Genomic DNA, 26,552 nt, shown 5'->3' on the forward strand with positions numbered 1-26,552 from the left:
GAGCGGTACCGGTCAGCTCGCCAGCAGGCCGAGCACCGAACCGTCGGCGAAGGCGATCCGGTGGTAGTCGGCCTTGCGGCAGTTGTGCGGCTGCTCCCGTTGCACGCCTTGATAGGAGGCGTGCTGCGCGGGGAACTCCACGACCGGCTCGCAGGCCATCGGGTAGACCGGCAGCTCCTCCTTCTTCGTCAGGAAGCGGCCCAGATCGACCAGGCCGTCCCCGAACGTGGGCTTCTTCAGGCTCGGATCCGCCGGGACGAGCCGGAAAGCGGTGAAGCGGCGGTCGGTGAGGAGGTACCCGCCGGCCTCACCGGCCAGGAAGTCGGCGATCCGGACCGCCGTGCCGGCCGGGTCGGCGCTGGCGACGACCATGCCGACCCGCGGCTTGCCGCCCTCCTCCCCCGTCCGCTTCGGCACGCCGGGGCGGCCGGGCACCGCGAAGGCGGCGCTGCGAGGCTGGTCCGCCGCGCCGTAGACGACGAACCGCTCGCCGTCGTACGTCGCGGTGAGCAGGGGGACCAGGTCCCGTCCGACGATGAAATCCCGGTACCGCATCTGGGCTCCTCACTGGCTCGGCCGTCCCTTGCGCTCGGGGGCAAGGGGTTTCGCGCGGCCCACGATAGCCGGATCCGGCCAGTCGAAACGGTGCGGCGCTCGCCGGGACCGCGGCGTGCATCGTCGAGGGCAGGCACCCCACCGCACACGAAGGGGCTCGCGCCGCCGTGCGGCGCGAGCCCCTCGGCTTTCAGCCAGGTCAGGCGTCGGCCTCCAGTGCGAAGTCGGCGGCGACTACGGCGTCGGCCTCCACTTCGGCCTCGGCGGTGCCGGTGGTCCAGCCTTCAAGGCCCGCTTCGAGACTCGCCGGGCCGGCGTCGGTGAAGAGGACGTAGGAGCCGTCCGCTTCGGTGGTGGCGGCCCGGCCGGTGGCGGGGTCGGTGACGACCGCGCCCTCGATCGGGTCGCCCGTGGCCGCGTCGGTGACGGTGCCGCGCACGAGGCCGCCTTCGAGTTCGCCGCAGCCGATGCGGACGTTGTCGACCATCCACCAGTAGGCCCACGTGTCGTTGTCGTTGAAGTGGAACTTCAGCTGCACGGCGGTCTGGTCGGCCCAGGCGGCGAGGTCGACGGACTCGACCGTGGCCTCCAGGTCCTCATTGGAGTACCAGATCTGCTCCCAGGTCGCGCCGCCGTCCACGGAGAGCAGCACTTCCGCTTCGGAGCCGATCAGGCCGTCCACGAAGAAGCTCGCGAACGACAGGGTCGGGTCCTCGGCGGCGCTCAGGTCGAACGCCGGGGTGATGAGGTCGGTGTCGACCTGGTGGTCCGGGTCGGCCGCATCGGAGTTCGCCTCCGCGAAGCCGCCCGAGCCCGGCGTCCGGTTGCCGTACCCGAACGGGTCGTCGAAGACCCAGCCGGCGGTCTCGCCGCGGTCCACGACCTCCCAGCCCGCAGGCAGCGCCCGCGACTCGAAGCCCTCGTCGAGCACGTCGGACCCGTAGCCGGGGGCGAGGCACCCGGGCAGGACCGGCACCTCGACCAGGCCCGCGTCCGCCGGATCCACTTGGACCACTTCGTAACCGGGGTAGGCGGTCTCGACGGTGAGCGGCCAGTCGCCCTCGGCCGGGACCTCCATGCTGAACGCGCCGGTGAACGGGTCGGTCTGGGCGACCACCTCGTCGCCCGCGGTCGACACGGTGGCGTCGAGCGCCCACCCGTGCCCGCCGCCGTCGACCACGGTGCCCTCGACGACCTGCGTCGCCTCCTTCTGCAGTTCGGCGTCGAAGACGGCCTCGCCGTTGTTCTTGATGCGCACGGAGCCGGTGACGGTGCCGTACAGGAACTTCGAGACCGTCACGTGGTAGCGCCCGGCCGGGATGCGCGCGAAGTCGTAGACGCCGTCGGCGTTCGTGGCGGCCTCGCGGACCACCGCGCCCTCGAACACGAGGCGGACGCCCGCGACGGGCTCGCCGTCCTGGTCGGTGACCTGGCCCGAGAGCGACCCGAACTTGCCCGCGGGGGCCTCGTCCACGGCGTCCTCGACGTTCACACGGCCGTGCCCGTAGACGTTGTTGGCCTCCTTGTCGCCCGTGCACTGGTCGTCCGCGGTGTCGACGGCGGTGCCCGTGAGCGTCTCGTAGACCGCCTCGTAATCGCCTTCCAGCGACGGCGAGGCCGACATGAGCAGCGCGATCGTGCCCACCACATGCGGTGTGGCCATCGAGGTCCCGTCGCCGAGCCCGTACTCGTCGCCCGGGAGCGAGGAGCGGATGCCCACGCCCGGGGCCGAGAGGTCGGGCTTCAGCACGCCGTTCAACCCGTGGCCGCGCGAGGAGAACTCGGCGATCTCGTGGTTCTCGTCGTAAGCGCCCACGGCGATCACGTTCTCGTACACGCCGGGGGTGCTCATCGTCAGGCACGCCGGGCCGTTGTTGCCCGCCGCGAACACCGGGATGATGCCCGAGGCGTGCCACAGGTCCACGACCTCGGCGTAGATCGGGTCGTAGCCCGGGATGGTCGAGCCCCACGAGTTGTTGACCACGTGCGGGGCCTTCAGCGGGTCGGGGTTGCGGCCCTCCGAGTCGGTGGGCGCGGCGAGCCACTGCCCGGCCAGGATCAGCGTCTCGATGTCGGGGCAGCAGCCGTTGACGGCGATCCACTCCGCACCGGGGGCGACGCCGATGCCCTCGGACCCGACCATGGTGCCCATCGTGTGGGTGCCGTGGCCGTCGTCGTCGCAGGGCGCGTCGCCCTCGCAGACGTCCTGGATGTCGTAGAAGTTGTAGTCGTGCGTGAAAGTCCCGTCGCCGTTGTTGCCGCGGTACTGGTCCACGAGCGCCGGGTGGTCGTACTGGACGCCGGAGTCGATGCTGGCCACGACGATGCCCTCGCCGGTGAAGCCCTGCTCCCACACGTCGGGCGCGCCCACGTCCTCGACGCCCCATTCGACGGCGGCCTCCTTGACCGCGTCCCAGGTCTGGAAGTCGTTCTCGGGCTTGTCGTCGGGGGCGATCGGCTCGATCATCGAGTAGTCGGGCGCGGCCACGACCGCCTCGACCTCGTCGAACGCGACCAGGTCGGCGAGCAGGCCGGCGTCGCCGACGACCTTCACCGTGGAAGCGCCCCAATAGGATTCGTAGTCGGCGCCGGCCTCGTCGAGCGCGGCGATCACGCCCGCCTGCGAAGTCTCGGCGTACTCCTTGGCGGCCTCGACCGCCGCGGCGCCCTTGGCCTCCTTGGTGTCCGCGGCGAGCGCGGTGCTGTAGTCGGGCGATCCGGCGAAGAGGAGCCACAGCTCCGCGTCGCCCTGGTCGTCGATCTCCTCGAGCAGTTCGGGGGCGACCTTCTCCTCGATGAGGATCTCGGTCTCCGATTCCTGGGCGGCGGCGCCGGTGGCGACCGCGGCCGGGACGAGCGCGCCGGCGAAGGCGGCGGCGAGAATGCGGCGTGAACGCCGCTGTGCAACTGTCACGAACTCTCCTTGCTGGGGGTGGCCTCGCGGTGCCGGCCGCGAGACCGGGGGTGGTCTCCGAGAGGCAGGAATTTGGTGACTATGGACAGGTTCGCTGGGGTAGCTCCACATTGGCGACCCCAAATTCGGTACGCCCTGAAGGACCGGGACGGTTGCATGCGTCACGTTTTAGGCACTGGAAATTCTTGGCGACTCTGGTTTCAGGGCAAGGAAAAGCCCCGGACCATCGTGCGGTCCGGGGCCGGTGAAGCCAGGTCAGCGCGTACTAGAACCCGCCGAAGTCGCCTCCGCCGCCGAAGTCACCGCCACCGAAGTCGCCACCGCCGCCGGCGTCGCCACCGGCATCGCCGCCCGCGTCCCCGCCGTCAGAACCGGCGTCACCGCCGTCGCCACCCGAATCGCCGCTGTCGGCGCCTTCGACCGCGCCCATCGCGTAAGCGGGGGCGATCATCGCGTCGAAGACCATCATGCCGACGAACACGCCCGCCGCGCCCGCCAGCGCCGGCTGCCACCACGGGGTGTTGTACCAGCCCGCGGGCACGGGGCGGCCTTCGACGCGGCCGCCCGGGTAGTAGTGGCGGTTCTCGTCGCTGGGGTCGGGCGAGCCGGAGTAGGTGCGGCCCTCGACCTCGGCGCTGACCGGTTCGGTGAGTGCGCCGGTGCGGCGTTTGCCGACGAGGGTGGGGACTTCGGGGCCGGGGTCCATGTCCATCGCGGTGCGGGCGGCCCGCACGTAGAGCAGGCCTTCGATTGAGGTCTCGGCGACGAGCCGGTACTGGTTGATGGTGCGCGCCGATTCGAGCTGGGAGCCCGCGGCGGTGTAGCGCTCGCCGGCGTCGGCGAGGGCCTGGCCCGCGGGGAGGTTGTCGCCTGGGGCGACGAGGTTCATGGTCTGGCCGCCGAGGCGCTCGTAGAGGCGCCGGGCCTCGGCCTCGGCGTCCGCGAGTTCGGCTTGCGCTCGCTTCTTGTTGGATTGCACCACGAAGAAGATGACGAGTACCGCAACTACCAGCAGGGTCAACCACAGCTCCATGTACCGACTGTACCCGTGGTCACCACCCTAGACTGGCCCGTATGACGTGGGTCCTATTGGCGGTGGTGTGCCTGGCGGCGGGCGGTTTCGGCGGCTGGTTCGCGGGGCGGTCGCGCCAGAGCGCGGAGTTGGCGGCGGCGACGGCGCGGCTGGAGGCGGCGGCGGACAACGAGCAGCGGCTCGAGTCGACGTTGAAGGCGGTCGCGTACGAGGCGACGGACCACTCGCGGCAGGCGGTGGGGCAGGTGCTGGCGCCGATCGCGGAGACGTTGGCGCGGTACGAGACGCGGCTCGGCGATGTGGAGCGGGCTCGGGTGGACGCGTACGCGCAGTTGCGGATTCAGCTCTCGGGGGTCGCGGAGACCTCGGAGGATCTGCGGGAGCAGACGGGGCGGCTGCTGGGGGCGCTGCGGTCGCCGCAGGTGCGCGGCCAGTGGGGCGAAGTGCAATTGCGGCGGATCGTGGAGGCGGCGGGGATGGTCGAGCACTGCGACTTCTCCGAGCAGCTTTCGGGTGTGGTGGACGGGCGCGGGGTGCGGCCTGACCTGGTGGTGCGGTTGTCGGGCGGGCGGACCCTGGTGGTGGATGCGAAGGCGCCGCTCCAGTCGTATCTGCAGGCGCTGGAGTCGGAGGACGAGGCGGGGCGGGACCAGTTGCTGCGGATGCACGCGAAGCATCTGCGGCGGCATGTGGAGTCGTTGGCGGGCAAGGAGTACTGGCGGGCGTTCGAGGACACGCCGGAGATGGTGGTGCTGTTCGTGCCGGCGGATGCGTTCTTGGACGCGGCGCTGCGGGGCGATCCGGCGCTGCTGGAGGACTCGTTCGCGCGGGGTGTGGTGATCGCGTCGCCGACGACGCTGATGGCGCTGCTGCGGACGGTGGCGCACACGTGGCGGCAGGAGGCGCTGGCGTTGCACGCCAAGGAGGTGCACAAGCTGGGGCGGGAGTTGCATGAGCGGCTCGGTGCGGTGGCGGGGCATTTCTCGCGGCTGGGGTCGTCGCTGGAGGCGGCGGTGGGGTCGTACAACGCGGCGGTGGCGAGTGTGGAGTCGCGGCTGCTGGTGACGGCGCGGCGGTTCACCGAGCTGGAGGTCGCGGGCGAGGCGCCGGAGTCGCCGGCGCCGGTGATCACGCCGACGCGCAAGCCGACTTGGGATGCGGCTGAGGACGTGCGCCCTTAGTGCCGTTCACGGAGGCGGGCAGTCCCCCGCCCTCCCAGGGGGGCGACCCCGGTTCAAGTCTGCCGCGCGGGTCCGACAAGAACCCGCCGTTCTTACCGTCGTTAACGAATGTGTCACCCGAAAGGGGTCGTCGGCGTTCAGAGGCGGCCGGCGGCCTTGAGGTCCTTGGCGAGTTCGCGCGGGAGGGAGAAGGCGATCTTCTCGGTCACCGGCTCGAACTCCTCCACATTCGTGAAGCCGCGTTCGGCCAGGTGCGCGAGTACGTCCTGCACCAGGTTGTCCGGCACCGAGGCCCCCGAGGAGAGGCCCACAGTGGACGCTCCTTCGAGCCAGGCCTCGTCGATCTCGTGCGCGAAGTCGATCAGGTGCCCGGTCGTCGCGCCGTGCTGCACCGCGACCTCGACCAGCCGCACCGAGTTCGAGGAGTTCTTCGAGCCGACCACGAGCATCACGTCGCATTCGTCCGCGATGTCCTTGACGACCTGCTGGCGGTTCTGGGTCGCGTAGCAGATGTCGTCGCTCGGCGGGCTCTGGAGCATCGGCAGGCGCTTCTTGAGGCGGTCGACCGTCTCCATGGTCTCGTCGACCGAGAGCGTCGTCTGCGAGAGCCACACGACCTTCGCGGGGTCGCGCACGGTGACCTGGTCGACCGAGTCGGGGCCGTCCACGAGCTGGATGTGGTCGGGCGCCTCGCCGGAGGTCCCGATGACCTCTTCATGGCCCTCGTGGCCGATGAGCAGGATGTCGAAGTCCTCCTCGGCGTACCGCACGGCCTCCTTGTGCACCTTCGTCACCAGCGGGCAGGTCGCGTCGATCGCCTTCAGGCCGCGCTCGGCCGCCTGGTCGTGGACCTCGGGCGCCACGCCGTGCGCCGAGAAGACCACCACCGAGCCCGGCGGCACCTCCTCGTTCTCCTCCACGAACACCGCGCCCTTGCCGGCGAGGGTCTCCACCACATGCCGGTTGTGCACGATCTCCTTGCGCACGTAGACGGGAGCGCCGTAGAGCTCCAGCGCCTTCTCGACGGTCACCACGGCCCGGTCCACGCCCGCGCAGTACCCGCGCGGCTTGGCCAACAACACTCGCTTCGGGTCTGCCACGCCTCGATGGTATCCGGCCGCCCGGTTTCGTCACACCCTGCAGTTAGTCTGGCCACGTGACCGACGCAGCGAGCAGCGCCACCGACAGCACCTCGGAACGACCCGGCACCCCGGAGCAGCCGGGAGCCGCGGCCAGGTCCGCCGGTCCGGGCGCGGCGAAACCGGCCGCGACGGGCCCGGGCGTGCCGATGAGCGCTGAGAACCCGTGGCCGCTGCGGGTCGTCTCGAAGAAGATCGGCGACTGGCTCGCCCGCCTCGGCGAGGTGTGGACCGAGGGCCAGATCACCGAGATCAGCCACCGGGGCCGCACCGTCTACCTGACCTTGCGCGACCCCTCCGCCGAGGTCTCGATGCGGGTCGTCGACTTCACCGGCGCCGTCGCCGCCTGCGAGCCGCCGCTGCGGGACGGCGCGCAGGTCGTCATCCGCGCCCAGGCCCAGTGGTGGGACAAGAACGGCTCGCTCTCGCTGCATGTGCGCGAGATCCGCCAGGTCGGCCTCGGCGAGCTCCTCGCCCGCCTCGAACGCCTCAAGAAGCTGCTCGCCGCCGAGGGCCTGTTCGCGGCCGAGCGCAAGAAGCCGCTTCCCTTCCTGCCGTATCGGATCGGCCTCATCACCGGCCGCGCGTCGGACGCGATGCGCGACGTGCTGAAGAACGCCAAGGCCCGCCTGCCGTCCGCCGATTTCGAGGTCCGCGAGGTCGCCGTCCAGGGGCCTCGCGCGGTCACGGAGGTGTGCGCGGCGCTGGCCGAACTCGACCGGGACCCTGACGTGGAGGTCATCGTGATCGCCCGCGGCGGCGGCTCGATGGAGGATCTGCTGCCGTTCTCCGACGAGACGCTGTGCCGCGCGGTCGCCGAAGCGGTGACGCCCGTGGTCTCGGCGATCGGGCACGAACCGGACACGCCGATCCTCGACTACGTGGCCGACTGGCGGGCCTCGACCCCCACCGAGGCCGGGAAGAAAGTGGTCCCTGACCTCGCGGAGGAGCAGCGCGGCCTGAACATCAGCCGCACCCGGCTGCGCCAGGCGCTGGGCGCGATGCTGACCCGCGAGGCGGACGGCCTCGCGGCGATGCGCGCCCGCCCGGTCCTGGCGCGGCCCGAGACGATGCTGGAAGCGCGCGGCGAGGTGGTCGCGAATCTCCAGCACCGCATGCGCGCCCGCGTGGACTCGCGGCTCGAGCGGTCGACGGACGAGTTGGAGCACCTGCGGGCGCGGCTGCGGTCGCTGTCGCCGCAGTCGACGCTCGACCGGGGCTACGCGATCGTCACGGACACCGAGACCGGTGCGGTGCTGCGGGAGGCGGCCGATGCGGGCGAAGCGATCGAAGTGCGGCTGGCGGCGGGATCGCTGCGGGCCGCAGTCGTGCACACGAGGGAGGACGAGCAGTGAGCACTGAGCAGTCGAAGACGGTGTTGAGTTACGAAGAGGCCCGGGCGGAGCTGGTGGCCACGGTCGAGCGGCTGGAGGCGGGCGGTGCCACGCTGGAGGAGTCGCTGGCGCTGTGGGAGCGGGGCGAGAAGCTGGCCGACCTGTGCCAGTCGCACCTGGAGGGCGCGAGGGAGCGCCTGAAGGCCCGCACGGAACCGGAAGCAAACGACGAGGACTAACGCCGCGTTTTCGGCATCAGCCTGCACATCGGGCCACCCCTTGGGTTCCCCGGTTCCATGCCGGCATGGGGGTGTGGCTCGGCCGCGGGCGTAACGCTTCGCTAAGCGCCCGCGGCTTCGGCCACGCCTGCCGCGAGTTCAGGGAGGTCGCCGGCACCGTCGGTTTCGGCGCTCAGCACGATGGTCTCGCCGCCGATCTCGGCCACCCAGGTCTCGCCGATGTCCGACGTGTAGGAGGCCCATGCGATCCCGGCCGCTTCGACCGGGGTGCCGGCGCCCTGGAGGTCCTCGTTCACGTCGGCGGCCGTGCCGTTGGTCTCCGAGAGCTGGAGGCCGTTGCCCTCCGGCGAGTAGTAGCCGGTCCGGAGCGTGACGGTCTCGCCCTCGACCGCGAGGTCGCTCGAGATCGCCTTCCACTCGCCGCTGAGCTCCGGTTCGATCACCGCCAGGCCCAGGCTCGCCGCGGTGGAGTAGTTCGCGCTCGTGTCGACCACGCTGACCTGCCGGTCCTCGGCCAGCCACTGCCAGCCGACGTAGAACAGGCCGATCGGCACCAGCAGCACCGCCATCGACATCGCCATGTCGCGCATCCGCCGCTGCTTCGGGCGCGCCGACTTGGCCGCGTCGGCGTTCGCGACGGCCTCATCGGCGGCCGCGCCGCGCTCCGCACCACCCGGAGCCGCGCCGTCGACGGCGCCGCCTCCGCCAGCGCTCTCTTCGGCAGCACCGGTGCCGCCTTGGACCGCGCCTCCAGCGACCTCGGCTTCGACCTTGACCTCTTCGGTGGACATGCCTCCATCCTGAACGACCGCCCCGCCGCCCGCCGCACCGGCCCGCCCCGGCGTGGCGCACGAAGCCCGCACCCGAAACCCGGCGCACGAGACCGGCCGAACGCCCTCCAGCCGCTGCAACCGGGACGCGCCCGCCCATCGTGACGCGAATCCGACTTCCGGGCCGTCCGGCACCTGCAATACCCTCTCCGCAGCGGCACCCGCAACCGACGGAAGGAGCCCCCTTTGATCCTCGTGGCAGGCGAGAACATCATCGACCTCGTACCGGCCCCCGGCGGCCGACTGCGCCCCACCTGCGGCGGCGGGCCCGCGAACACCGCCGTCGCACTCGCCCGGCGCGGCATCCCGACCGCACTCGTCGGCGCCGTGGGCGGCGACCACTTCGGCCGCCAGGTCTGGCGCCGCCACATCGCCGCGGGCGTCCACCGCAACTGGCTGCTGCGCACCGACCTCCCCTCCACCCTCGGCCTCGCGATCGTGCACGAGGACGGCACCGCCGACTACGACTACTGGACGACCGGCACCGCCGACTTCACCTCGGACACCCGCCCCCTCCCCAAAGCCGACCCCGCCCAGGTCGACCTCATCCACTTCGGCTCCCTCGCCGCCTACCTCGAGCCCACCGCCCGCACCATCGAGCACTGGGTGAACCGCGCCCGCCGCGCCGTCCCCGTCTCCTTCGACCCGAACATCCGCCTCAGCGCCATGGGCGACCACGCCGAAGTCCTCGAACGCACCGAGCGCCTGGTCGGCCTCGCCACCCTCGTGCGCGTCTCCGAACGCGACCTCGCCCAGCTCTACCCGGGCACCGCCGTCGACCAGATCGCCCGCAGATGGCTCGAAACGGGCCCCGAACTCGTGGTCGTCACCCTCGGCAACGCCGGCTCGGTGGCGTTCCACCGCAACCACACCACCGAGATGACGGCCCCGCCGGTCGACCTCGTGGACTCCATCGGCGCGGGCGACGCGTTCACCTCGGGCCTCATCGGCTGGCTCACCTCGGCGGGCTGGATGCGCCTCGACCGGCTCCCCGCCTGGGGCAACCAGGCCGTGGTCACCGCGGCCCTGCGCTACGCGGCCCAGGTCGCCGCCCAGGCCTGCACCGTCCCCGGCGCGCCGTGACACCAGGCGCCCACTGAGGCGAAACACGCCCCGAGTCGACATAAGATCGTGGTGTGCCTGCTCCTGAACTGCGTATCTGCCTCGACGTGTCCGACCTCGACGCGTCGCTGCAGAGCGACGTCCGGCGGGGCCTGACCGCGCACCCCAAGCACCTGCCCATGCGCCTGCACTACGACGGCCGCGGTTCGACGCTCTTCGCCGAGCTCACCCGCCAGCCCGAGTACTACCAGACGCGCAGCGAGCGGGCGGTCCTCCACGACCGGGCCGCCGAGATCGCGGAAGCGCTCGGCACCGAACCGGTCTCCGTGATCGAGCTCGGCGCGGGCAGGGCCGAGAAGATCCGGCCGCTCCTCAGCGCCCTCGCGGCGGCCGGGAGGCTCGACGCGTTCTGGCCCTTCGACGTGGCCGAGGGCGAAGTCCGGGACGTGCTCCTCGAACTGGCCACGGCCTACCCCGACGCCCGCCTCGGCGGCATCATCGGCGACTTCACCCGCCACCTCGCGCACCTGCCCGACCACCACGACATGCGGCTCGTCGCGTTCCTCGGCGGCACCTTCGGGAACTTCACCGGCATGGAGCGCAGCCAGTTCCTGAGCGACCTGCGCGAGTCCCTGCGCCCCGGCGACTGGTTCCTCCTCGGCGCCGACCTCGTGAAGGACCCGGACGTGATCCTCGCGGCCTACAACGACGCCGCCGGGGTGACCGCCGAGTTCAACCGGCACGTCCTGTACGTCCTCAACCACCGCCTCGACGCCGATTTCGAACCCGACAACTTCGAGCACATCGCGTTGTGGGACAACGACACCGCCACCATCGACATGCGCCTGCGCGCCATGAAGCCGATGAAGGTGGACATCGCGGCGCTCGCGATCGACATCGCCTTCCGCATCGGCGAGGAGATCCACACCGGCATCTCCACCAAGTTCCACCGAGGCGAACTCCAGAACCAGCTCCAGGCCAGCGGATTCGAGACCACCCGCTGCTGGACCGACGAGCACGGGTACATGGGCGTGTTCCTCGCCCGCGCGATCTAGGGGCCTTCCGGGCCGGGCCGCACTAAGGTGGTCGGCATGGGAGAGATCGTGCTCATCCGCCACGGCGAGACCACCTGGTCCGCGTCGGGCCGGCATACGTCCGTCACCGACCTCGAGCTCACCGAGAACGGTGTGGCCCAGGCGAAAGCGCTCGCGCCGCTGCTCGCCGGACGCGAGTTCGCCGCGGTCTGGTCGAGCCCGCGCAAACGGGCGCTCATCACCGCCGACCTGGCCGGCCTCGCGATCAGCGCCGTCGTCCCCGACCTGGCCGAATGGGGCTACGGCGACTACGAAGGGCGCACCAGCGAGGAGATCGAGGCCGAGAACCCCGACTGGTCGCTCTGGACCGACGGCGGCAAGGGCCCCGGCGGTGAGACGGCCGAGGAGGTCGCCGCCCGCCTCGACCGCGCCCTCGCCGAGGCCGAACCGCTCCTCGAACGCGGCGACGTCGCGTTCATCGCCCACGGCCACAGCCTCCGCGTCGCGGCGGCCCGCTGGCTCGGCCGGCCGGCCCGCGACGGCCGCGAGTTCAAGATCGACACCGCCTCGATCGCCGCCCTCGGCTACGAGCACGGGCACCACGCGATCACGCTGTGGAACCTCACGGCGGCGGCCGCGACCGGCGAGCGGTGACACCGCCCGGGTGACGCTGGACGCTCGAACCGCTTCTCCCCCACGGTCGGTCAAGGCCGCCAGATGACGACGCCGGTGGACACCTCGCGCTCGGAGAACCGGCCGTCCGGCGCCGCGTCGGCCAAGAGCGCCCGCAGCTCGGTCTCGAAGGCGGGCAGGCGTTCCGCGAACAGGTGCGGCGCCGAGCTCGACAGCGAGAACACCGCCGAGACGACGGAGTCGACGTCGCGTTCGAAGACCCTGCCGTCGTCGACCTGGAGGCGGGCGACCTTGGTGTACCCGGCTTCGCGCATGATGTCCTCTTCGCCGCCCGCGGTGCCGCCCGGCAGGAAGCCCTGCCCGGCGCGGCGGACCGGCCCGAGGTAGCCCGCGACGAGTTCGCCGATGCGGTCCCATGGCGGCGCCGGATGGGGCAGTGCACCGACCTCGGCACCGCGGTGCGTGGTGGCGCCCACGTGGATCCAGAACCCGCCGGGTTCGAGCATGGCGCGAACGCGGCGGGCCACGAGCGGGCGGTCCATCCAGTGGAAGGATTGCGCGAACGCCGCGACCTTGAAGACGCCCAGGTCGTCGGGGAGCGCTTCGGCGCGCAGTTGCCGCCATTCGATGCCGGTGAGTCCGGCCTCCTCGGCGCGCCGGGCGGCCTCGGCGAGCATGCCCGCGTCCGGGTCGACGCCCACAGTGGACGCGAAGTGCGGGGCGAGCGGCAGTGTCAGCGAGCCTGGGCCGCAGCCGACGTCGAGGAGTCGGCCGGTGCCGTCGAGTCCGAGCGCGACGCGCACGGCGTCGGCGAGGCCGGTCGGGTAGGGCACCCGGCCGACGCTGTAGTGGGCGGCGCTGCCGGCGAAGAGGGTCTCGTCCCACTCCCATGCGGCGGCGTCAGCGGTCATCGGAGCGGCTCCCGTTGCTCATCGACGCAGCATCGCCGATCGGCCCGCAGAGTGCCAGCGCTTTTCCGGCGATCCGCGTGGTCCGCGGCAGGCGAGGCTCCGCGAGCACCGCGCCGGCGCTTCCAGGCGATCCGCGATCGATGCGCCGAGCGCCGACGCGTGCCGACGACCGGCCCGCGACCGGTCGGCGGCGGGCGCGGGCTCTGATAGGCTCCGGCACCCATGAACCCTCCCCTCCTGGTGGCCCGCTCGCTGCTGGTGCGCTTCCCTGCGCGTTTCTGGCTGTGGGCGTTCGCGATCGCCATCGCGGTGGACCTCGCCGCGATCAGCCTCGATCTCGGTGCGCTCCGCTGGGCGTCCAAGCCCGCGCTGGCGCTCCTGCTGCTCGCCCATCTGATCGTCTCGACGCAGCCGGGCATGCGCCCGGCCCGCCTGTTCGGGCTCGGCCTGCTGCTGGCCTGCGCAGCGGACATCGCGCTGCTGGTGGAGGGCGAGACGGCGTTCCTGGTCGGCATGGGCCTGTTCGGCCTCATGCAGATCACGTACTTCACGGTCTTCGCCCGCTTGGGGGCGCTGCCGCTGCGGCGGCGCTTCCTGGCGCCCGCCTGCTATCTGGCGGTCTGGTTGGGCGCCAACCTTGTCCTGTGGCCGCGACTCGGGGACCTCGCGGTTCCGGTGGCGGTGTACAGCCTGCTGCTGGTGGCGATGGCGGCGGCAGCGGCCGGGCTCAACCGCGAGGCCGCGCTCGGCGGGGTGCTGTTCGTGGTCTCGGACCTGGTCCTCGGTCTGGGCGTGGCCGGTGTGGACTTCCCGCTGCAGTCGCAGGCGGTGATGGCGACGTATGCTGCGGCGCAACTGCTCCTGGTCCTCGGCACCATCAGGGCGCTTCCCCGCGAGGCCGCCGCATGAGCTCGCTGGTCGACATCGCCGCGATCCTCGTGTTCGCGTTCCTGGTCTTCGGCGGCGTGACGTTGGCGCTGCGCTTCCTGATCCCCGCTGAGCCTCACCGGTCCGAACGGCCCAAGTGGTCGCGCAGTCGGCGCAGGATGCTCGTCGACCTCGTCGGCGTGCTGGCCGTCATCGCCCTGGTACAGCTGGCGGTCGAAGTCCGGTTCGCGTACGGCGCCCCGTTCGGAGCGCGCCTATCCCACTGTGGAGGTGGTCGGGGTCGGCGGGTGCGAGCGCGGCCCGCTCGGTTTCGGTGTCGTCCGCTCGTGCGAGGTGACGGAGTACCGCTACACCGCATGGGGACAGGGCCCCGCGCCGTGGTCGGAGGCGATCGAGGTCGTCACGGGCGATGCCGTCGAGCCCGGGGACCGGGTCGCCCGCTACTCGTCCTCCGGATGGACCGATTTCGCGTTCCTCGGCTCCGGTGGCTCCCACTGGCAGCCGGTGTCCGCTGAGGACCGCCCGAACCTGGTGTGGCTGCCTACGGCGACGCTCGTCGCTGCGACCGCGCTGTCCGCGGCGCTGCTCAAGCGGTACCAGCGCCGGGTGGCGGGCGGCACTAGAGTCGGGTCATGAAACGCGTCTTGTGGCTGCTGGCCTTCGTGATCGGCGGCTTCTTCATCGTCCGGGCCCTGATCGAGCCGTTCGTGATCGACTTCGGCGACCCGTCGAGCTATGAGAACGACTGGGGCGGCCCGAGCCTCATCGGCGTCCTCTTGGTCCACATGGGGCCGGGGATCCTGGTGGCCGTCCTGTTCTTCTACGCCCTCAGGAGGTCCGAGCGGCGTCGCGGCCAGGACACTCCCGAGGGCTGACGGCTAGGCGAGGTCGATCCTGGTGAGGCGCTGCGTGGCCCGGGTGAGGACCACATAGGCGACGCCCGCGCCGTGCGCCTTGGCGACGGCTTCGAGGTCCACGGCGATGACCGCGTCCCATTCGAGGCCCTTGGACTCCAAGGGGCCCACGAGGGTCACGCGGCCGTCGTGGACGATGTCGGCCAGTTCGGCGTGGCGCCCGTAGGGGGCGATGATGCCGACGGTGCCTTCGACGGCGGCGAGGGCCTGGACGACCGCGCCCGCGACCTCCGGGAGGAGGGCGTCGGCGGCGACGGTCTTCTCGACGACGGCGACACCGGTCTCGCGCACGGCCTCGGGGAGGTCGATGTTGCGCAGGCGCGGTTTCGCCCAGTCGGCGGCGTATTCGAAGACCTCTTTGGAGTTCCGGTAGTTCTTGGTGAGGTGGAACTCGTGGAGGCGCCCGCTGGGGACGGCGCGGCGGCGGGCGTCGGCGCTCTCCCTCGGCCGCGGCCAGCTCGACTGGGCCTCGTCGCCGACGATGGTCCACCCGGCGCCGCGTCCGCGGCGTCCGAGCATGCGCCACTGCATGGGCGAGAGGTCCTGGGCCTCGTCGACGATGACGTGCGCGTAGTCCTCGTAGAACGCGTCGCGCGCCTGCCGTTCGGGCCGGTCGTAGTAGCGGTCCTGGACCGTGGAGACCTCCTGGATGCCGTCCCACGAGCGGATGCGGTCGCGGCCGCGGGGCTGGGGCTTCACGCCGAGGAGGATGCGCAGCTCGTCGAGGAGGGCCACGTCGGGGATCGAGAAGTCGGTCTCGCGCAGCGAGGCGGCGACGCCTTCGATCGCCTCCTTCTTCATGTGCCCTTCGGCGGCGGAGGCGAGGCGGCGGACGTCGCCGCCCCAGCCGAGCACGTCGGCCGGGTCGAGGTCGGGCCACCAGTGGTCGAGGAAGGTGAGGAACTCCCCGCGCGAGCCCACGTCGCGGGAGAACTTCGCCGGCTCGGCCTCTTCGATGACCGGTTTGATCTTGCGCCACAAGGCGACCAGCAGTGCGCGTCCGGCCTCGGTCTTGGCGAGGTTGGGGCGCGGCTCCTTCTCGAAGACGCGGGCGCGGGCGGCCGCGAGCTCGGCGGCGTCGAGTTTGAACACGTCGCCGCGGTAGACGATCCGCAGTTCGCTCGGGGCGCCCGGGGGCGTCTGGCGCACGAGGCGGCGCAGGATCGGGAGCATCACGGTGCCGCCCTTGACGGCCGCGACCTCGGGCCGGTCCTGGCGGGTGGCCTCGACGCCGGCGTACAGCTCGCCGAGCGAGTACAGGGCGGCGGTCTCCTCGCCGAGGCTGGGGAGGACCCGCCCGATGTACTTCATGAACACGGCCGAGGGGCCGACGACGAGGATGCCGGCGGCCTCGTACCGGCTGCGGTCCTGGTAGAGCAGGAACGCGGCGCGGTGCAGGGCCACGACGGTCTTGCCGGTGCCGGGCCCGCCGGTGATGATGGTGGCGCCGCGCCCGGGCGCGCGGATGGCGGCGTCCTGCTCGGCCTGGATCGTGGCGACGATGTCGCGCATCCGCCCGGTCCGCTTGCGGCCCAAGGCGGCCATGAGCGCGCCGTCGCCGATCACGGGGAGGCGTTCGCCGGCGTCCTCATTGAGCAGGTCGTCGCTGATCTCTTCGACCGTGCGGCCGAAGGAGCGGATGACGCGGCGCCGCGAGACCTCCTGGCGGTCGAGGGCGGTGGCGCGGTAGAACGGGGCGGCGGCGGGCGCGCGCCAGTCGACCAGGAGGGTGCGGTACTCCTCGTCGCGCACGCCGAGGCGGCCGACGTGGCGGACCTTGCCGTCGTCGAAGTCGAGGCGCCCGAAGACGAGCCCCTCGTGCTGGGAGTCGAGGTCGGCGATGCGGCGGGCGGCTTGGAACACGAACACGTCGCGTTCGTACCGCGCGCCGGGGACGGTGGCGGCGAGATGGGCGTAGCCGGAGTCGCGGTTGCCCTCGGCTTCACCGCGGAGCACGTCGACGCGCGCGTACACGCGGTCGACGAAGCGCTGCTCGATCGCGATCTCCTGCTCGGGGGTGCTGGCCGGATCGGGGACGGGGACGGCGTGCGTCGTGTCGACGTCCTGGTCGTGCTGGGCGTCGGCGGGGCCTGGTTCCTGGGACACTGCGCTCCTCGCTCGAATTCGGGAACGCACCAGCCTAGCGCGTCGCGACGACACCCGTCCGGCGATCATGGACGAGGGAGTGCTTGCGCACCCTGGGGACCCGCCGCCGCCCTCCTCAGGGCTGCGCGGGCCGCACCCGGTACATCCAGGAGTAGTCGTCGTCGATCTCCTCGAACCCGAACTGGCGGTAGAGGCCCTGCGCGTCACCGGTCGCCAGGAGGACCCGTTTAAGGCCCATCCGCTCGGCCTCTTCCAGGATGTGCGCGATGAGCCGCTTGCTCAGCCCTTTGCCGCGCGCCTCCCGGTCGACGTACACGTCGCTGAGCCACGCGAAGTACGCGTGGTCGGTGACCAGCCGCGCGAACGCGAGCTGGCGGCCGTCGCCGTCGTAGAGCCCGAATGGGAGCGAGTGGTCGATGGCGAGGTCGCTGCGTTCGCGGGTGCGGCCCATCGCCCAGTACGTGTCGGTCGAGATGACCTTGTGGATCCACTCGCGGTCGAGCCGGTCGGGGTCGGAGGAGATCGTGTACGCGTCGCTCATCGCTCCAACCTATGCCCGCCGCTCAGGCCGCGCCAACGGAAATCCGGCGGCTCTCCTTGCGGCGCAGGTAGACCTCGATGAACAGCAGGTTGAGCACCACCGAGCCGACGATCGAGGCCGTGTAGGCGACGCTGAAGAGCGCGTCGAAGTCGCCGCCGTAGAACCCGTCGAGCAGCGGCAGCTGCACGACGATGAACAGGCCCAGGTAGACCCTGAGCATCACGGCGGCGAAGGTCGCGGCCATGGAGCGCAGCATCCACCGCTCGTGCGCGGCGAAGTCGCGCGCCCGCACCGCCCGGTAGGCGCGCCAGGCCGAGTAGAGCCAGAACACGTCGAGGAACACGAACGTCACGAGCGCGATCGGCCCGGCCGTGGTCAGCACGGCGACGACGATGCCGGTGAGCGCGCCCGGGAGGATCCCGCCGAGCAGGTAGACGCGGCCGAGGACGCGGTGGGCCTTCGGGTGCCTGCGGCGGATCGAGCCGAAGAACTGGAACGGCCCCACCAGGAGCGCGATGCCCCCGGCGGCGGCGTGGGCGACGAGGACCGGGAGGTGGAACGGGACGTTCTCGCGGAGGTCCACGCGCGGTTCCACCCCCGCGAGGTAGGGCGGTACGGCGCTGAGGACGATCGCGACGCCGGCGACCGCGACCACGACGACCGCGATGCGGCCGCGTCTCGAGCCGGCCCGCTTCGGGGCGGTGAGGGTGGCGCTCATGAGGGGGTGCTCCTAGTGTCGTGAGCTAAACTATCGATAGTCAAGCTATCACTAAATCGGACAGGTCACAACCGCCGCTCGGGTATGAAGGACGCATGCGAATCGGAGAGCTCAGCGCCAGGACCGGGGTCCCCGTGGCCACGATCAAGTACTACGTGCGCGAAGGCCTCGTCTCGGGCGGCGAGCGGACCGGCCACAACCAGGTCCGCTACGGCGAGGAGCACGTGCGGCGGCTGCGGCTGGTCCGCGCCATGGTCGAGACCGGCGCGCTCCCGATCGCCAAGGTCCGCGAGGTCATCGCCGAGGTCGAGGAGCCGGGCCGGGACCTCGACAGCGCCCTCGGCGTCGCCAGCCGGGCCCTCGCCAGCCACCGCGCGCCGATCGAGGAGCCCGAGGAGGCCGACCTCGAGACGGCGCGGGCGATCGTGCGGCGGCGCGGCTGGGACCGGATTCCGCTCGACCACCCGCATCTGCGGACGCTCGCCGACGTCATCGGGCGCCTGCGCCTCCTCGGCCTCGCCGACATGGTCGAACACGAGGACCGGTACGCGCTCGCGGCCGAGCAGGTGGCCGAGGCCGACATCCACCTCCTCATGCAGCGCGAGGAGCGCGACGAAATTCTCGAGACGATGATCGTGGGGACCGTGCTCGGCGACGCGCTCTTGACGACCCTCCGGCGCATCGCCCAGGTCGAGATCTCCGGCCGCGACATCAAAGGGCCCGATCACGATCGGGCCGATCCTGAATGTTCCTTATCCACAAGGGATGCTGATGCCGGACCGTCCGCGCCCGTCGCGGAGCCCGTCCATGCGAAAATGGCAATGTCTGCACTTGTCGGGTTTTCGACTGTGCAAGTCGAATGGGCGGTTCTACGCTGATTCCACGCACCTGATGGCGCGGCGGCAGAGGCCAAGCCTGCTCGACGAGAGACTTTGCCGCCATCACCAGGAGGCCGTCCGACGAAGTGGGGTAGTCGAGACGGCCGGCGGCGGGGCTCCATCTACCTGGCCTGGAGCCCCGCCGCACTTCTCACGGCTCCCGGCTCACGGCCGGTGGAGCCAGTCCAGCAGTTCTTTCGGGGCCATCTGCGCGACCCGTGCCGTGTAGGCCGCCAGCGCCTCGTCGCCCAGGAGCGCCGCCCCCGAACCCGACGTGCCGTTCCGGAAGAAGGCGTCGCGGCTGCGGAAGAGGCCCGCCGGGTCCGGGGCCGTGTGCGCGGCCTTCGCCTTCATCTCGCCGAAGGTCGCGGCTTTGACGAGTTCGGGCCAGCGCGATTCGTCCACTTCGATGTCGAGCCAGGCGGCGATGCGGCGCATCTCGCCGTCGAGGTCGGCGGCGAGGTCGGCGTAGTGGACGAGGAGGAGGTTCGGCGCATCGCGGCGGGCCCAGGCGTCGGCGAGGTGGGCCATGACGCCGGGGAGCATGTCGGGGGCTTCGCGCGGGTCGTGGTGGGACCGGGTCCAGCCGGCCAGCCAGTCGCGGAGTTCGGGGCGGGGTCCGCTTCTCGCTTCGGGCACGGGCTCGCCGGTGAGTTCGGCGACGCGTTCGCGGATGATGTTGTCGCCCTGGTGGTAGAGGGAGACGGCGGCGTCGAGGGGGTGGCGGGCGACGACGATGTAGCGGGTCTCGGGTCGGATCGGGATGCCGTCGAGCGGGGTGTGGGTCTTGATGATGCGGCGGTGGCGCTGGGCTTCGAGCCGGGCGAAGACCTCGTCCGCGGGCGCGATGGTCCAGTCGAGCCAGGGCGAGAGTTCCGACAGGGGCGCGGGGAGTTCGGGGGTCTGGAAGGCCAGGAGGGCGCAGATCATCTGCGTCCAGGTGGTGCCGTGTTTGGAGCGGGTGCTGATGACGATGTCGCCGTCGCGGGCGGGGAAGCCGAGCCAGCGGTGGCTGTCTTCCATGTCTGAGACGTATCTGTGGGGAAGCACCGGAAGAGCTTAGGGCAGCAGGGGAACGGACGCAGCCTTTTTCTGCGCGGCCGCCTACGATGGGTGGACGGTCCGACTAGTGAGGAGTGCGATTCCCTTGGCCCTCAACTCGAGCATGGTGCCGCTCGGCACGCCCGCCCCCGATTTCTCGCTGCCGGACCTCGAGGGCGAGGTGCGGTCGCTCGCGGGCTTCGACGCGCCGATGCTGCTGCTCGCGTTCGTGTGCAACCACTGCCCCTACGTGCGGCACATCGAGCAGGCCTTCGGGTCCTTCGCCGCCGGCCAGGTGGACCTGGACGTGGTCGCGGTGTGCTCCAACGACGCCGTGAACTACCCCGACGACGCGCCCGCGGGCCTGGCCGACCAGGTGGCGCGCGCGAACTGGACGTTCCCGTACCTGGTCGACGAGTCGCAGGAGGTCGCCCGCGCCTACAGCGCGGCCTGCACCCCGGACTTCTTCCTGTACGGGCCCGACCGCACGCTCGCCTACCGGGGCGCGTTCGACGGCTCGACCCCCGGCAACGGCGTGCCCGTCACCGGGGAGTACCTGGCCGGCGCGATCGAGCTGGTCCGCCGGGGCGAGCCGGTGCCCGAGCCGCACTACCCGTCGACGGGGTGCGGCATCAAGTGGCGGTCGTAGCCGTTCAGCAGGTGTAGCCGCCCGGCGGCCCGGACGGCGTGGTCGTCGGCGGCCCCTACGAAGTGGCCGCCCGGCGGCTGGGACGAGTCGGCCGTCCGGCGGTCCGAGCGTCGTTCGCTCTGCGGCCCGAGCGTCGTTCGCCCCGCGGTTCAGACGAGTGCGCCGTCGCGGGCGACCACGGTGCCGTTCTTGACGACGAGCTTGCGCCGGTGGTGCTCGAGCACGGCTTCGGACGGGTTGCGTCCGGCGACGGCGACGAGGTCGGCGTTGTCGCCGACGGCGAGGCCGTAGCCGTCGAGCTTGAGCAGGCGGGCGCCGCCGAAGGTCGCGGCCTCCAGGGCCAGTTCGATGTCGGCGTCCTTGCTGTAGCCGGCGTTGCGGGCGAACCACTGGGTGCGCTGCAGGTTGTCGCCGGTGCCGTAGGGGCTCCAGAGGTCGCGCACGCCGTCGTTGCCGATGCCCATGGCGACGCCGGCTTCGTCGAGTTCGCGCAGCGGCAGGATCTTCTTGGGCGCCACGGAGGTCAGGCCGATCTTGAGTTCGGCGAGGTCGGCGATGAGGCGGGCGCGGGTGGCGTCGTCGGCGTCGCAGAGCGCGAAGGCGTGGCTGATGACGACCTTGCCGGTGTAGCCGAGGGCGCGGGTGCGCTCGATGATCATGTCGAACTCGCGGATGCCGAGGTCGCCGCCGTCGTGGAGGTGGATGTCGATCTCGGCGCCGTGCTTCTCGGCGAGGGCGAAGACGAGGTCGAGGTGGCGTTCGGCGTCGCCGTCGAAGCCCTCGGGGTCGATGCCGCCGATCGACTTGACGCCGACCTGCAGCGCCTCGTCCAGGAGGGCGGCGGTGCCGGGACTGGCGAGGATGCCGGTCTGCGGGAAGGCGACGAGTTCGACGTCGATGCGCCCGGCGAGGCGTTCGGCGGCCTCGCGCACGGCGTGGACGGCGCCGATGCCGATGCCGGGGTCGATGTCCACGTGGGAGCGGGCGTGGGTGGTGCCGGAGACGACCATGTTGGTGAGGAGCGCGGTGATGAAGTCGGGGTTGGGGACGCCGAACTCGGCGCGGCGCTCGGCGCCGTACGCGATGGCCGCGGCGAGGCCGGGCCCGGCGGTGCGGGGCACCCAGGGGCCGCCCCACAGGGTCTTGTCGACGTGGGCGTGGGCGTCCACGAGCCCGGGGATGACGACGGCGCCGGCGAGGTCTTCGACGATCGCGCCGTCGCTCTCGAGCGAGTCCGCGACGGCGTGGATGGTGCCGTCGCGGACCAGGAGGTCGGTGCGTCCCTCACGGCCCCAGAGCCGGGCGTCGCGCAGCAGCAGGTCGGTCATGTGCAGATCCTCTCGCCTCAGTTCCCGCCCATAGCGGTATACCACTAATGGAGACGGTATACCGTTGCACCGACCCCCGGCCACCGGCCGGGCCCGCGGAGAGAGAAGCGCCATGACCCGAGCCGAACAGGTCTACCAGGCCCTGCGCGAGCGCATCGTCACCGTCGCCCTCACGCCCGGCGCGCGGCTCATCGAACGCGACCTCGCCGCCGAGTTCGAGGTCTCCCGCATCCCCCTGCGGGAGGCGCTGCAGCGCCTGGCGGCCGACGGCCTCGTCACCACGGTCCCCGGCCAGGGCAGCATCGTCACCGTGCCCACCCCGAAGGACATCGAAGACCTCCTCGACGTGCGAGCCGGACTCGAACCGCTCGCCGCCCGCCTCGCCGCCACCGGAGCCGGGCCCGAGGCCCTGGCCCGCCTGCGCGACTGCGTCCGCCCCCAGGCCGACCCTGAAGCGCTCACCGAGGCCAACGCGGCCTTCCACCGCGAGGTCACGGCCGCCGCGGGCAACCCGCTCCTCGCCCAGATCATGGAGCCCCTCGAAGCGCGCATGCGCTGGCTCTTCCACCTGTCCGCCGAACGCGACCCCGACCGCCAGCGCCTCGAGCACGCCGAACTCCTCGAAGCGCTCGAAGCGGCCGACCCCGACCGGGCCGCCGCGATCGCCCTGGCGCACATCGAGGACGGGCGCGGCCCGACCCTGGCGGCGACGCGCCGCTGGCGGCTCGAAGCGGTGGACCCCAACGAGGCCACGAAGACCCGCCGCCGACCGGCGCGCACGGCGAAGCCGCAGGCGTCTTGACCTGCGGATACGCGGAATGTCGGACCCTTGTGGGAGTGTGGTCCTTTTCGGTTGGTCGGAGGCGGATGCGGGTGGGAAGGGGCATGCCCTACGCGCCGCGGCCGTCGCCCCGGCGCGTAACGCGTAACGCGTAACGCGTAACGCGTAACGCCAGAGACTGTGCAGCGCGATCTCCAGCTCACCGAGCATGTTGCGCAGCAGCGGCATCGAGAGGCCGATGACCGTGCCCGGGTCGCCGTCGATGCGGTCGATGAACGCCGAGCCGTAGCCGTCGAGCGTGAACGAGCCGGCCACGTGCAGCGGCTCCCCCGTCGCCACGTACGCGGCGATCTCCTCGTCGGAGACCTCCGCGAAGTGCACGACCGTCCCCGCCGAGCGCACGATCTGCCGGTCGGCGGCCACGTCGATCAGGCAGTGCCCGGTGTAGAGCGTCCCTGAGTTCCCGCGCATCCGCTTCCACCGCGACGTCGCCTCTTCGGGCCCGCCGGGCTTGCCGAGGATCTCGTGCCCGAAGTGCAGCACCGAGTCGCACCCCAGCACCAGCGAATCAGGGCCCACCAGGTTCAGGACCGCGTTCGCCTTCATCTCCGCGAGCGTCGCCGCCAGCTCGGCCGGGTCGTGGCCCATCACCTGGCTCTCGTCGACGCCGGAGACGATCACCTGCGGCTCGATCCCGGCCGCCTTCAGCAGCTCGCGGCGCGCAGGCGACTGCGAAGCGAGGACGAACGGTCGGCTCAACGGTCCATGCCCCTGCGGGCCGGGACCGCGGTGTCGCGCCAGGACCGGCGCACCCGCAGCTGCAGCCCCGGGTTCGACCAGGCGGCCCGGCGGCTCGGCGCCTCGGACTCCTCGACCGGGCGCGGCAGGGCCGTGATCAGCCCGACCAGCGCGGCGAGCTCCTCATCTGTGGGGTTGCCACGGACGACCTTGAGTTCCAGACTCATCGAGAACTACTCCTCGTCGATATCGAATTCGCGGTGCACCCGCTCCCAGAAGCCGTCGCGGACCCAGATCCGCGCTTCCGGGTGGTCGCGTAGAGAGTATCCGAGTTCCTTCTCGGCTTCCACCAGCAGCTCCTTGTCGATGACCGTGGGCAGCTGGGGGCCGGGGAGCAGATCCGCTATGTTGTCCGCGCCCCTGGTCAGGAGCCATTTGTGGCCCACGTACTCCCCGATCTGGCGCACGGTCTCGGGGTCGAGCTTCTCACCGGTCTGCGTGGTGCGGACGAATTTCGGCCGAGCGGACTCGGCTTGGGCCAGCGCCTCGGCGGCGTTCATGGTGACGGCCACGGACTGGCGCTGGCCGAAGACCGCGGCCGGGCTGGGCACACGCGGTTCGGGCTGCGTCATGGGCGCGCCGACCATGCTGTACGTGGCCGCGGCGGCGGTGCCGCTCTTGGTGAAGTACGCCCGGAGGTCTTCGGCTTCGATGGTGGCGACGGTGTCGGACTCCCACACCAGGCGCTCGGCCTGGTTGGTGCCGTAGGGCGGCTCGACGCCCCAGAGGTGGACGCGCACGCCGTAGGCCTGGGCGACCTCGACGGCGGGGACCATGTCCTCGTCGCCGGCGAGGAGGATGGCCTCGTGGACGGCGTGGTGGCGGGCGAGCAGTTCGAGGTCGGAGCGGATCTGGGCGTCGACGCCTTTCTGCTGGCCGCGCGAGTTGAGGTTTCCGAGGCGGACTTTGACGAATTCCATGTTGGCGATGACGCGCTGGTCGACGGTGGGCACGCGGTCGCGGGCGGCGTCGAACCAGTACAGGCGGAGCAGTTCGCCGTCGGAGAGGTGGTGGGCGGCGCGTTCGATGAGGGATTTGATGAGCTTCTCGGCGTCGACGCGGTAGTCGCGGCGGGAGGTGGCGTCGAGCAGGAGCTCCGCCGCCGCCGCGTAGAGGTAGCCGACGTCGATCAATATGGCGTACCGCCGGGACGGCGATCCTGGCAGCATCCCTCCGAAAGGTGTCATGGCCCACTCCCAATCGTCGGGCGGGACGAATTGTCCCGCTTCCCCCAGCTGTATAAGACGGTACCCGGATCGGGCTCCAGGGATGGGAGTGGTGCGCGACGCTTTGGGTGGCAAAGCGGTTTCGCCCGGTAGCGGGCGCGGGCGGCGTGGCGGACGCGTGGGGGTCTCACCGGATCGGGTGAGAGGAAACGGCAAAGGGCGGCGGGGCCGGCCGCGGTGAAGCGTGCGAACCGTGCTTGCGCGACGGCCCCCGCCGCCCTCTCGGTGCCCGCTACAGCGGGATGTTGCCGTGCTTCTTGGCGGGCAGCTCGTCGCGCTTGGAGGCGTTCATGCGCAGGCCGCGCACGAGCATCGCCCGGGTCTCGCGCGGCTGGATGACCGCGTCGATGTAGCCGAGCTCGGCCGCGACGTACGGGTTGTTCAGCTTCTCCTCGTACTCGGCCATGAGCTCGGCGCGCTTGGCCTGCTCGTCGTCGGCCTTGGCGAGTTCGCGCCGGTAGAGGATGTTGACCGCGCCCTGGGAGCCCATGACCGCGATCTCCGCGGTCGGCCACGCCAGGTTAAGGTCGGCGCCGACGCCCTTGGAGCCCATGACGCAGTACGCGCCGCCGTAGTCCTTGCGGGTGACGACGGTGAGCTTGGGGACGGTGGCCTCGGCGTACGCGTAGATGAGCTTCGCGCCGCGGCGGATGATGCCGTCGTGCTCCTGCGAGGTGCCCGGCAGGAAGCCCGGGACGTCCACGAAGGAGATGATCGGGATGTTGAAGGCGTCGCAGAAGCGGATGAACCGCGCGGCCTTCTCCGAGGCGTCGATGTCGAGGCAGCCGGCGAAGTGCATGGGCTGGTTGGCGACGACGCCGACGGGCTTGCCGTCGAGGCGGCCGAACCCGGTGATGATGTTCTTCGCGAACAGCGCCTGGGTCTCCAGGAACTCGCCGTCGTCGAGCACCGATTCGAGGACCTTGTGCATGTCGTACGGCTGGTTCGCCGAGTCGGGGATGACGGTGTCGAGTTCGAGGTCCGTGGCGGTGAGGTCGAGTTCGACGTCCTTGGACTCGTAGGCGGGCGGCTCGTCGAGGTTGTTCGACGGCAGGTACGAGAGGAGGTGCTTGACGTACTCGAGCGCGTCGGTCTCGTCCGAGGCCAGGTAGTGGGCGTTGCCCGCGACCGCGTTGTGGGTGCGGGCGCCGCCGAGCTCCTCCATGCCGACGTCCTCGCCGGTGACGGCGCGGACGACGTCGGGTCCGGTGATGAACATGTGGCTGGTCTGGTCGACCATCACGGTGAAGTCGGTGATCGCCGGCGAGTAGACGGCGCCGCCGGCGCAGGGGCCCATGATGAGCGAGATCTGCGGGATGACGCCGGAGGCGCGCACGTTCCGGAAGAAGATCTCGGAGTAGCCGCCGAGGGAGGCCACGCCTTCCTGGATGCGGGCGCCGCCGGAGTCGGAGATGCCGATGATCGGGCGGCCGGTGCGCAGCGCGAGGTCCTGGATCTTGGTGATCTTCTCGCCCGAGACCTGCCCGAGCGAGCCGCCGAGGACGGTGAAGTCCTGCGCGAACACGCAGACCTCGCGGCCTTCGATGGTGCCGTAGCCGGTGACGACGCCGTCGCCGTACGGCCGGTTGGCCTCCATGCCGAAGCTGGTCGAGTGGTGCTTGCGCAAGGCGTCCAGTTCGACGAACGACCCCTCGTCGAGCAGCTGCTCGAGGCGTTCGCGGGCGGTGCGCTTGCCCTTCTCGTGCTGCTTCTCGATCGCCCGGGGGTTCCCGGTGGCCGATTCGGAGAGGCGCTCGGCCAGGTCGGTGAGCCGCCCGGCGGTCGTGTGGAAGTCGATGTCGGTCACGACTCGGATCGT

26 protein-coding genes and 1 pseudogene are annotated in these 26,552 nt (G+C 71.3%); 12 read left to right on the top strand and 15 right to left on the bottom strand.

The window, feature by feature from the left end:
• Positions 1–12: 12 nt before the first annotated feature.
• The 3 genes from QWI33_RS10860 to QWI33_RS10870 form a co-directional block, all read right to left on the bottom strand.
• Positions 13–555 (bottom strand): hypothetical protein, encoded by a 543-nt coding sequence (locus tag QWI33_RS10860; RefSeq protein ID WP_289955488.1) that lies wholly within the window; start codon positions 553–555, stop codon positions 13–15.
• 199 nt (positions 556–754) lie between these two features.
• Positions 755–3,469 carry a S8 family serine peptidase gene (locus tag QWI33_RS10865; protein ID WP_289955490.1) on the bottom strand — a complete coding sequence of 905 codons (2,715 nt, stop codon included), beginning with the start codon at positions 3,467–3,469 and terminating at the stop codon, positions 755–757.
• Between the two features lie 265 nt (positions 3,470–3,734).
• Entirely contained in the window at positions 3,735–4,502 is a 768-nt protein-coding gene (locus tag QWI33_RS10870) for a hypothetical protein (RefSeq protein WP_289955492.1), read from the bottom strand.
• Positions 4,503–4,543: 41 nt separating this feature from the next.
• On the opposite strand from QWI33_RS10870, the gene QWI33_RS10875 reads away from it, so the two are divergent.
• The gene (locus tag QWI33_RS10875; protein ID WP_289955493.1) at positions 4,544–5,683 is read left to right on the top strand and encodes a DNA recombination protein RmuC; all 1,140 of its coding nucleotides are present in this window, start codon (positions 4,544–4,546) and stop codon (positions 5,681–5,683) included.
• A 137-nt stretch (positions 5,684–5,820) separates the two neighbouring features.
• Here QWI33_RS10875 and QWI33_RS10880 read toward each other — a convergent pair whose 3' ends face one another.
• Positions 5,821–6,783, bottom strand: coding sequence for a 4-hydroxy-3-methylbut-2-enyl diphosphate reductase (locus tag QWI33_RS10880; RefSeq protein ID WP_289955496.1), 963 nt, complete (start codon positions 6,781–6,783; stop codon positions 5,821–5,823).
• A gap of 188 nt (positions 6,784–6,971) precedes the next feature.
• On the opposite strand from QWI33_RS10880, the gene xseA reads away from it, so the two are divergent.
• Complete coding sequence (gene xseA, locus QWI33_RS10885) at positions 6,972–8,177, top strand: exodeoxyribonuclease VII large subunit (RefSeq protein ID WP_353895398.1); 1,206 nt, start codon at positions 6,972–6,974, stop codon at positions 8,175–8,177.
• Positions 8,174–8,395, top strand: a complete 222-nt coding sequence (locus QWI33_RS10890; RefSeq protein ID WP_289955499.1) for an exodeoxyribonuclease VII small subunit — start codon at positions 8,174–8,176, stop codon at positions 8,393–8,395. The genes xseA and QWI33_RS10890 overlap by 4 nt, the downstream gene beginning before the upstream one ends.
• Positions 8,396–8,496: 101 nt before the next feature.
• Here the strand turns inward: QWI33_RS10890 and QWI33_RS10895 are convergent, their stop codons facing one another.
• Entirely contained in the window at positions 8,497–9,186 is a 690-nt protein-coding gene (locus QWI33_RS10895; protein WP_289955501.1) for a DUF4245 family protein, read from the bottom strand.
• A gap of 234 nt (positions 9,187–9,420) precedes the next feature.
• Between QWI33_RS10895 and QWI33_RS10900 the strand changes: the two genes are divergently transcribed.
• Genes QWI33_RS10900 through QWI33_RS10910 form a run of 3 tightly spaced genes read left to right on the top strand, consistent with a single transcriptional unit; the run spans position 9,421 to position 11,975 of the window.
• Positions 9,421–10,308 carry a carbohydrate kinase family protein gene (locus QWI33_RS10900; protein WP_289955646.1) on the top strand — a complete coding sequence of 296 codons (888 nt, stop codon included), beginning with the start codon at positions 9,421–9,423 and terminating at the stop codon, positions 10,306–10,308.
• A 53-nt stretch (positions 10,309–10,361) separates the two neighbouring features.
• Positions 10,362–11,342 (top strand): L-histidine N(alpha)-methyltransferase, encoded by a 981-nt coding sequence (egtD, locus tag QWI33_RS10905; RefSeq protein WP_289955503.1) that lies wholly within the window; start codon positions 10,362–10,364, stop codon positions 11,340–11,342.
• Between the two features lie 36 nt (positions 11,343–11,378).
• Complete coding sequence (locus tag QWI33_RS10910; RefSeq protein WP_289955505.1) at positions 11,379–11,975, top strand: histidine phosphatase family protein; 597 nt, start codon at positions 11,379–11,381, stop codon at positions 11,973–11,975.
• 50 nt (positions 11,976–12,025) lie between these two features.
• Here the strand turns inward: QWI33_RS10910 and QWI33_RS10915 are convergent, their stop codons facing one another.
• Positions 12,026–12,865 (bottom strand): class I SAM-dependent methyltransferase, encoded by an 840-nt coding sequence (locus tag QWI33_RS10915; protein ID WP_289955506.1) that lies wholly within the window; start codon positions 12,863–12,865, stop codon positions 12,026–12,028.
• A 222-nt stretch (positions 12,866–13,087) separates the two neighbouring features.
• Between QWI33_RS10915 and QWI33_RS10920 the strand changes: the two genes are divergently transcribed.
• The 3 genes from QWI33_RS10920 (at position 13,088) to QWI33_RS10930 (ending at position 14,628) form a co-directional block, all read left to right on the top strand.
• Complete coding sequence (locus tag QWI33_RS10920; protein ID WP_289955508.1) at positions 13,088–13,774, top strand: lysoplasmalogenase; 687 nt, start codon at positions 13,088–13,090, stop codon at positions 13,772–13,774.
• A 312-nt stretch (positions 13,775–14,086) separates the two neighbouring features.
• Entirely contained in the window at positions 14,087–14,389 is a 303-nt protein-coding gene (locus QWI33_RS10925; RefSeq protein ID WP_289955510.1) for a hypothetical protein, read from the top strand.
• Positions 14,386–14,628 carry a hypothetical protein gene (locus tag QWI33_RS10930; protein ID WP_289955511.1) on the top strand — a complete coding sequence of 81 codons (243 nt, stop codon included), beginning with the start codon at positions 14,386–14,388 and terminating at the stop codon, positions 14,626–14,628. Before QWI33_RS10925 ends, QWI33_RS10930 begins: the two co-directional genes overlap by 4 nt.
• A 3-nt stretch (positions 14,629–14,631) precedes the next feature.
• Here the strand turns inward: QWI33_RS10930 and QWI33_RS10935 are convergent, their stop codons facing one another.
• The 3 genes from QWI33_RS10935 to QWI33_RS10945 all read right to left on the bottom strand — a co-directional run bounded on the left by QWI33_RS10935 (position 14,632) and on the right by QWI33_RS10945 (position 18,032).
• On the bottom strand, positions 14,632–16,773 hold the full coding sequence (locus QWI33_RS10935) for a HelD family protein (protein ID WP_289955514.1): 2,142 nt from the start codon (positions 16,771–16,773) through the stop codon (positions 14,632–14,634).
• A 115-nt stretch (positions 16,774–16,888) separates the two neighbouring features.
• The gene (locus QWI33_RS10940) at positions 16,889–17,314 is read right to left on the bottom strand and encodes a GNAT family N-acetyltransferase (protein ID WP_289955516.1); all 426 of its coding nucleotides are present in this window, start codon (positions 17,312–17,314) and stop codon (positions 16,889–16,891) included.
• Positions 17,315–17,336: 22 nt separating this feature from the next.
• Positions 17,337–18,032 carry a DUF2306 domain-containing protein gene (locus QWI33_RS10945; RefSeq protein WP_289955518.1) on the bottom strand — a complete coding sequence of 232 codons (696 nt, stop codon included), beginning with the start codon at positions 18,030–18,032 and terminating at the stop codon, positions 17,337–17,339.
• Positions 18,033–18,127: 95 nt separating this feature from the next.
• On the opposite strand from QWI33_RS10945, the gene QWI33_RS10950 reads away from it, so the two are divergent.
• Positions 18,128–18,910: a MerR family transcriptional regulator gene (locus tag QWI33_RS10950; RefSeq protein ID WP_289955520.1), complete on the top strand. Its 783-nt coding sequence runs from the start codon at positions 18,128–18,130 to the stop codon at positions 18,908–18,910.
• Positions 18,911–19,075: 165 nt separating this feature from the next.
• On the opposite strand, the gene QWI33_RS10955 is transcribed toward QWI33_RS10950, so the two are convergent.
• The gene (locus tag QWI33_RS10955; RefSeq protein ID WP_289955522.1) at positions 19,076–19,933 is read right to left on the bottom strand and encodes a sulfotransferase domain-containing protein; all 858 of its coding nucleotides are present in this window, start codon (positions 19,931–19,933) and stop codon (positions 19,076–19,078) included.
• A 124-nt stretch (positions 19,934–20,057) separates the two neighbouring features.
• On the opposite strand from QWI33_RS10955, the gene QWI33_RS10960 reads away from it, so the two are divergent.
• Complete coding sequence (locus QWI33_RS10960) at positions 20,058–20,600, top strand: thioredoxin family protein (RefSeq protein WP_289955524.1); 543 nt, start codon at positions 20,058–20,060, stop codon at positions 20,598–20,600.
• A 149-nt stretch (positions 20,601–20,749) separates the two neighbouring features.
• Here the strand turns inward: QWI33_RS10960 and QWI33_RS10965 are convergent, their stop codons facing one another.
• Positions 20,750–21,928, bottom strand: coding sequence for an amidohydrolase (locus QWI33_RS10965; RefSeq protein WP_289955526.1), 1,179 nt, complete (start codon positions 21,926–21,928; stop codon positions 20,750–20,752).
• Between the two features lie 112 nt (positions 21,929–22,040).
• Between QWI33_RS10965 and QWI33_RS10970 the strand changes: the two genes are divergently transcribed.
• On the top strand, positions 22,041–22,730 hold the full coding sequence (locus tag QWI33_RS10970) for a GntR family transcriptional regulator (RefSeq protein WP_289955528.1): 690 nt from the start codon (positions 22,041–22,043) through the stop codon (positions 22,728–22,730).
• A gap of 90 nt (positions 22,731–22,820) precedes the next feature.
• Here the strand turns inward: QWI33_RS10970 and QWI33_RS10975 are convergent.
• The 4 genes and pseudogenes from QWI33_RS10975 to QWI33_RS10990 all read right to left on the bottom strand — a co-directional run.
• Positions 22,821–23,468, bottom strand: a pseudogene (locus QWI33_RS10975) (Maf family protein); the annotation flags it as partial.
• Positions 23,465–23,674, bottom strand: a complete 210-nt coding sequence (locus QWI33_RS10980; RefSeq protein WP_289955529.1) for an acyl-CoA carboxylase subunit epsilon — start codon at positions 23,672–23,674, stop codon at positions 23,465–23,467. The gene QWI33_RS10980 and the pseudogene QWI33_RS10975, both read right to left, overlap by 4 nt.
• Positions 23,675–23,680: 6 nt before the next feature.
• Entirely contained in the window at positions 23,681–24,694 is a 1,014-nt protein-coding gene (locus tag QWI33_RS10985) for an NYN domain-containing protein (RefSeq protein ID WP_289955532.1), read from the bottom strand.
• 271 nt (positions 24,695–24,965) lie between these two features.
• Positions 24,966–26,549 carry an acyl-CoA carboxylase subunit beta gene (locus QWI33_RS10990; protein ID WP_353895399.1) on the bottom strand — a complete coding sequence of 528 codons (1,584 nt, stop codon included), beginning with the start codon at positions 26,547–26,549 and terminating at the stop codon, positions 24,966–24,968.
• Positions 26,550–26,552 lie beyond the last annotated feature (3 nt).

The organism is Glycomyces tritici (assembly GCF_030403505.1).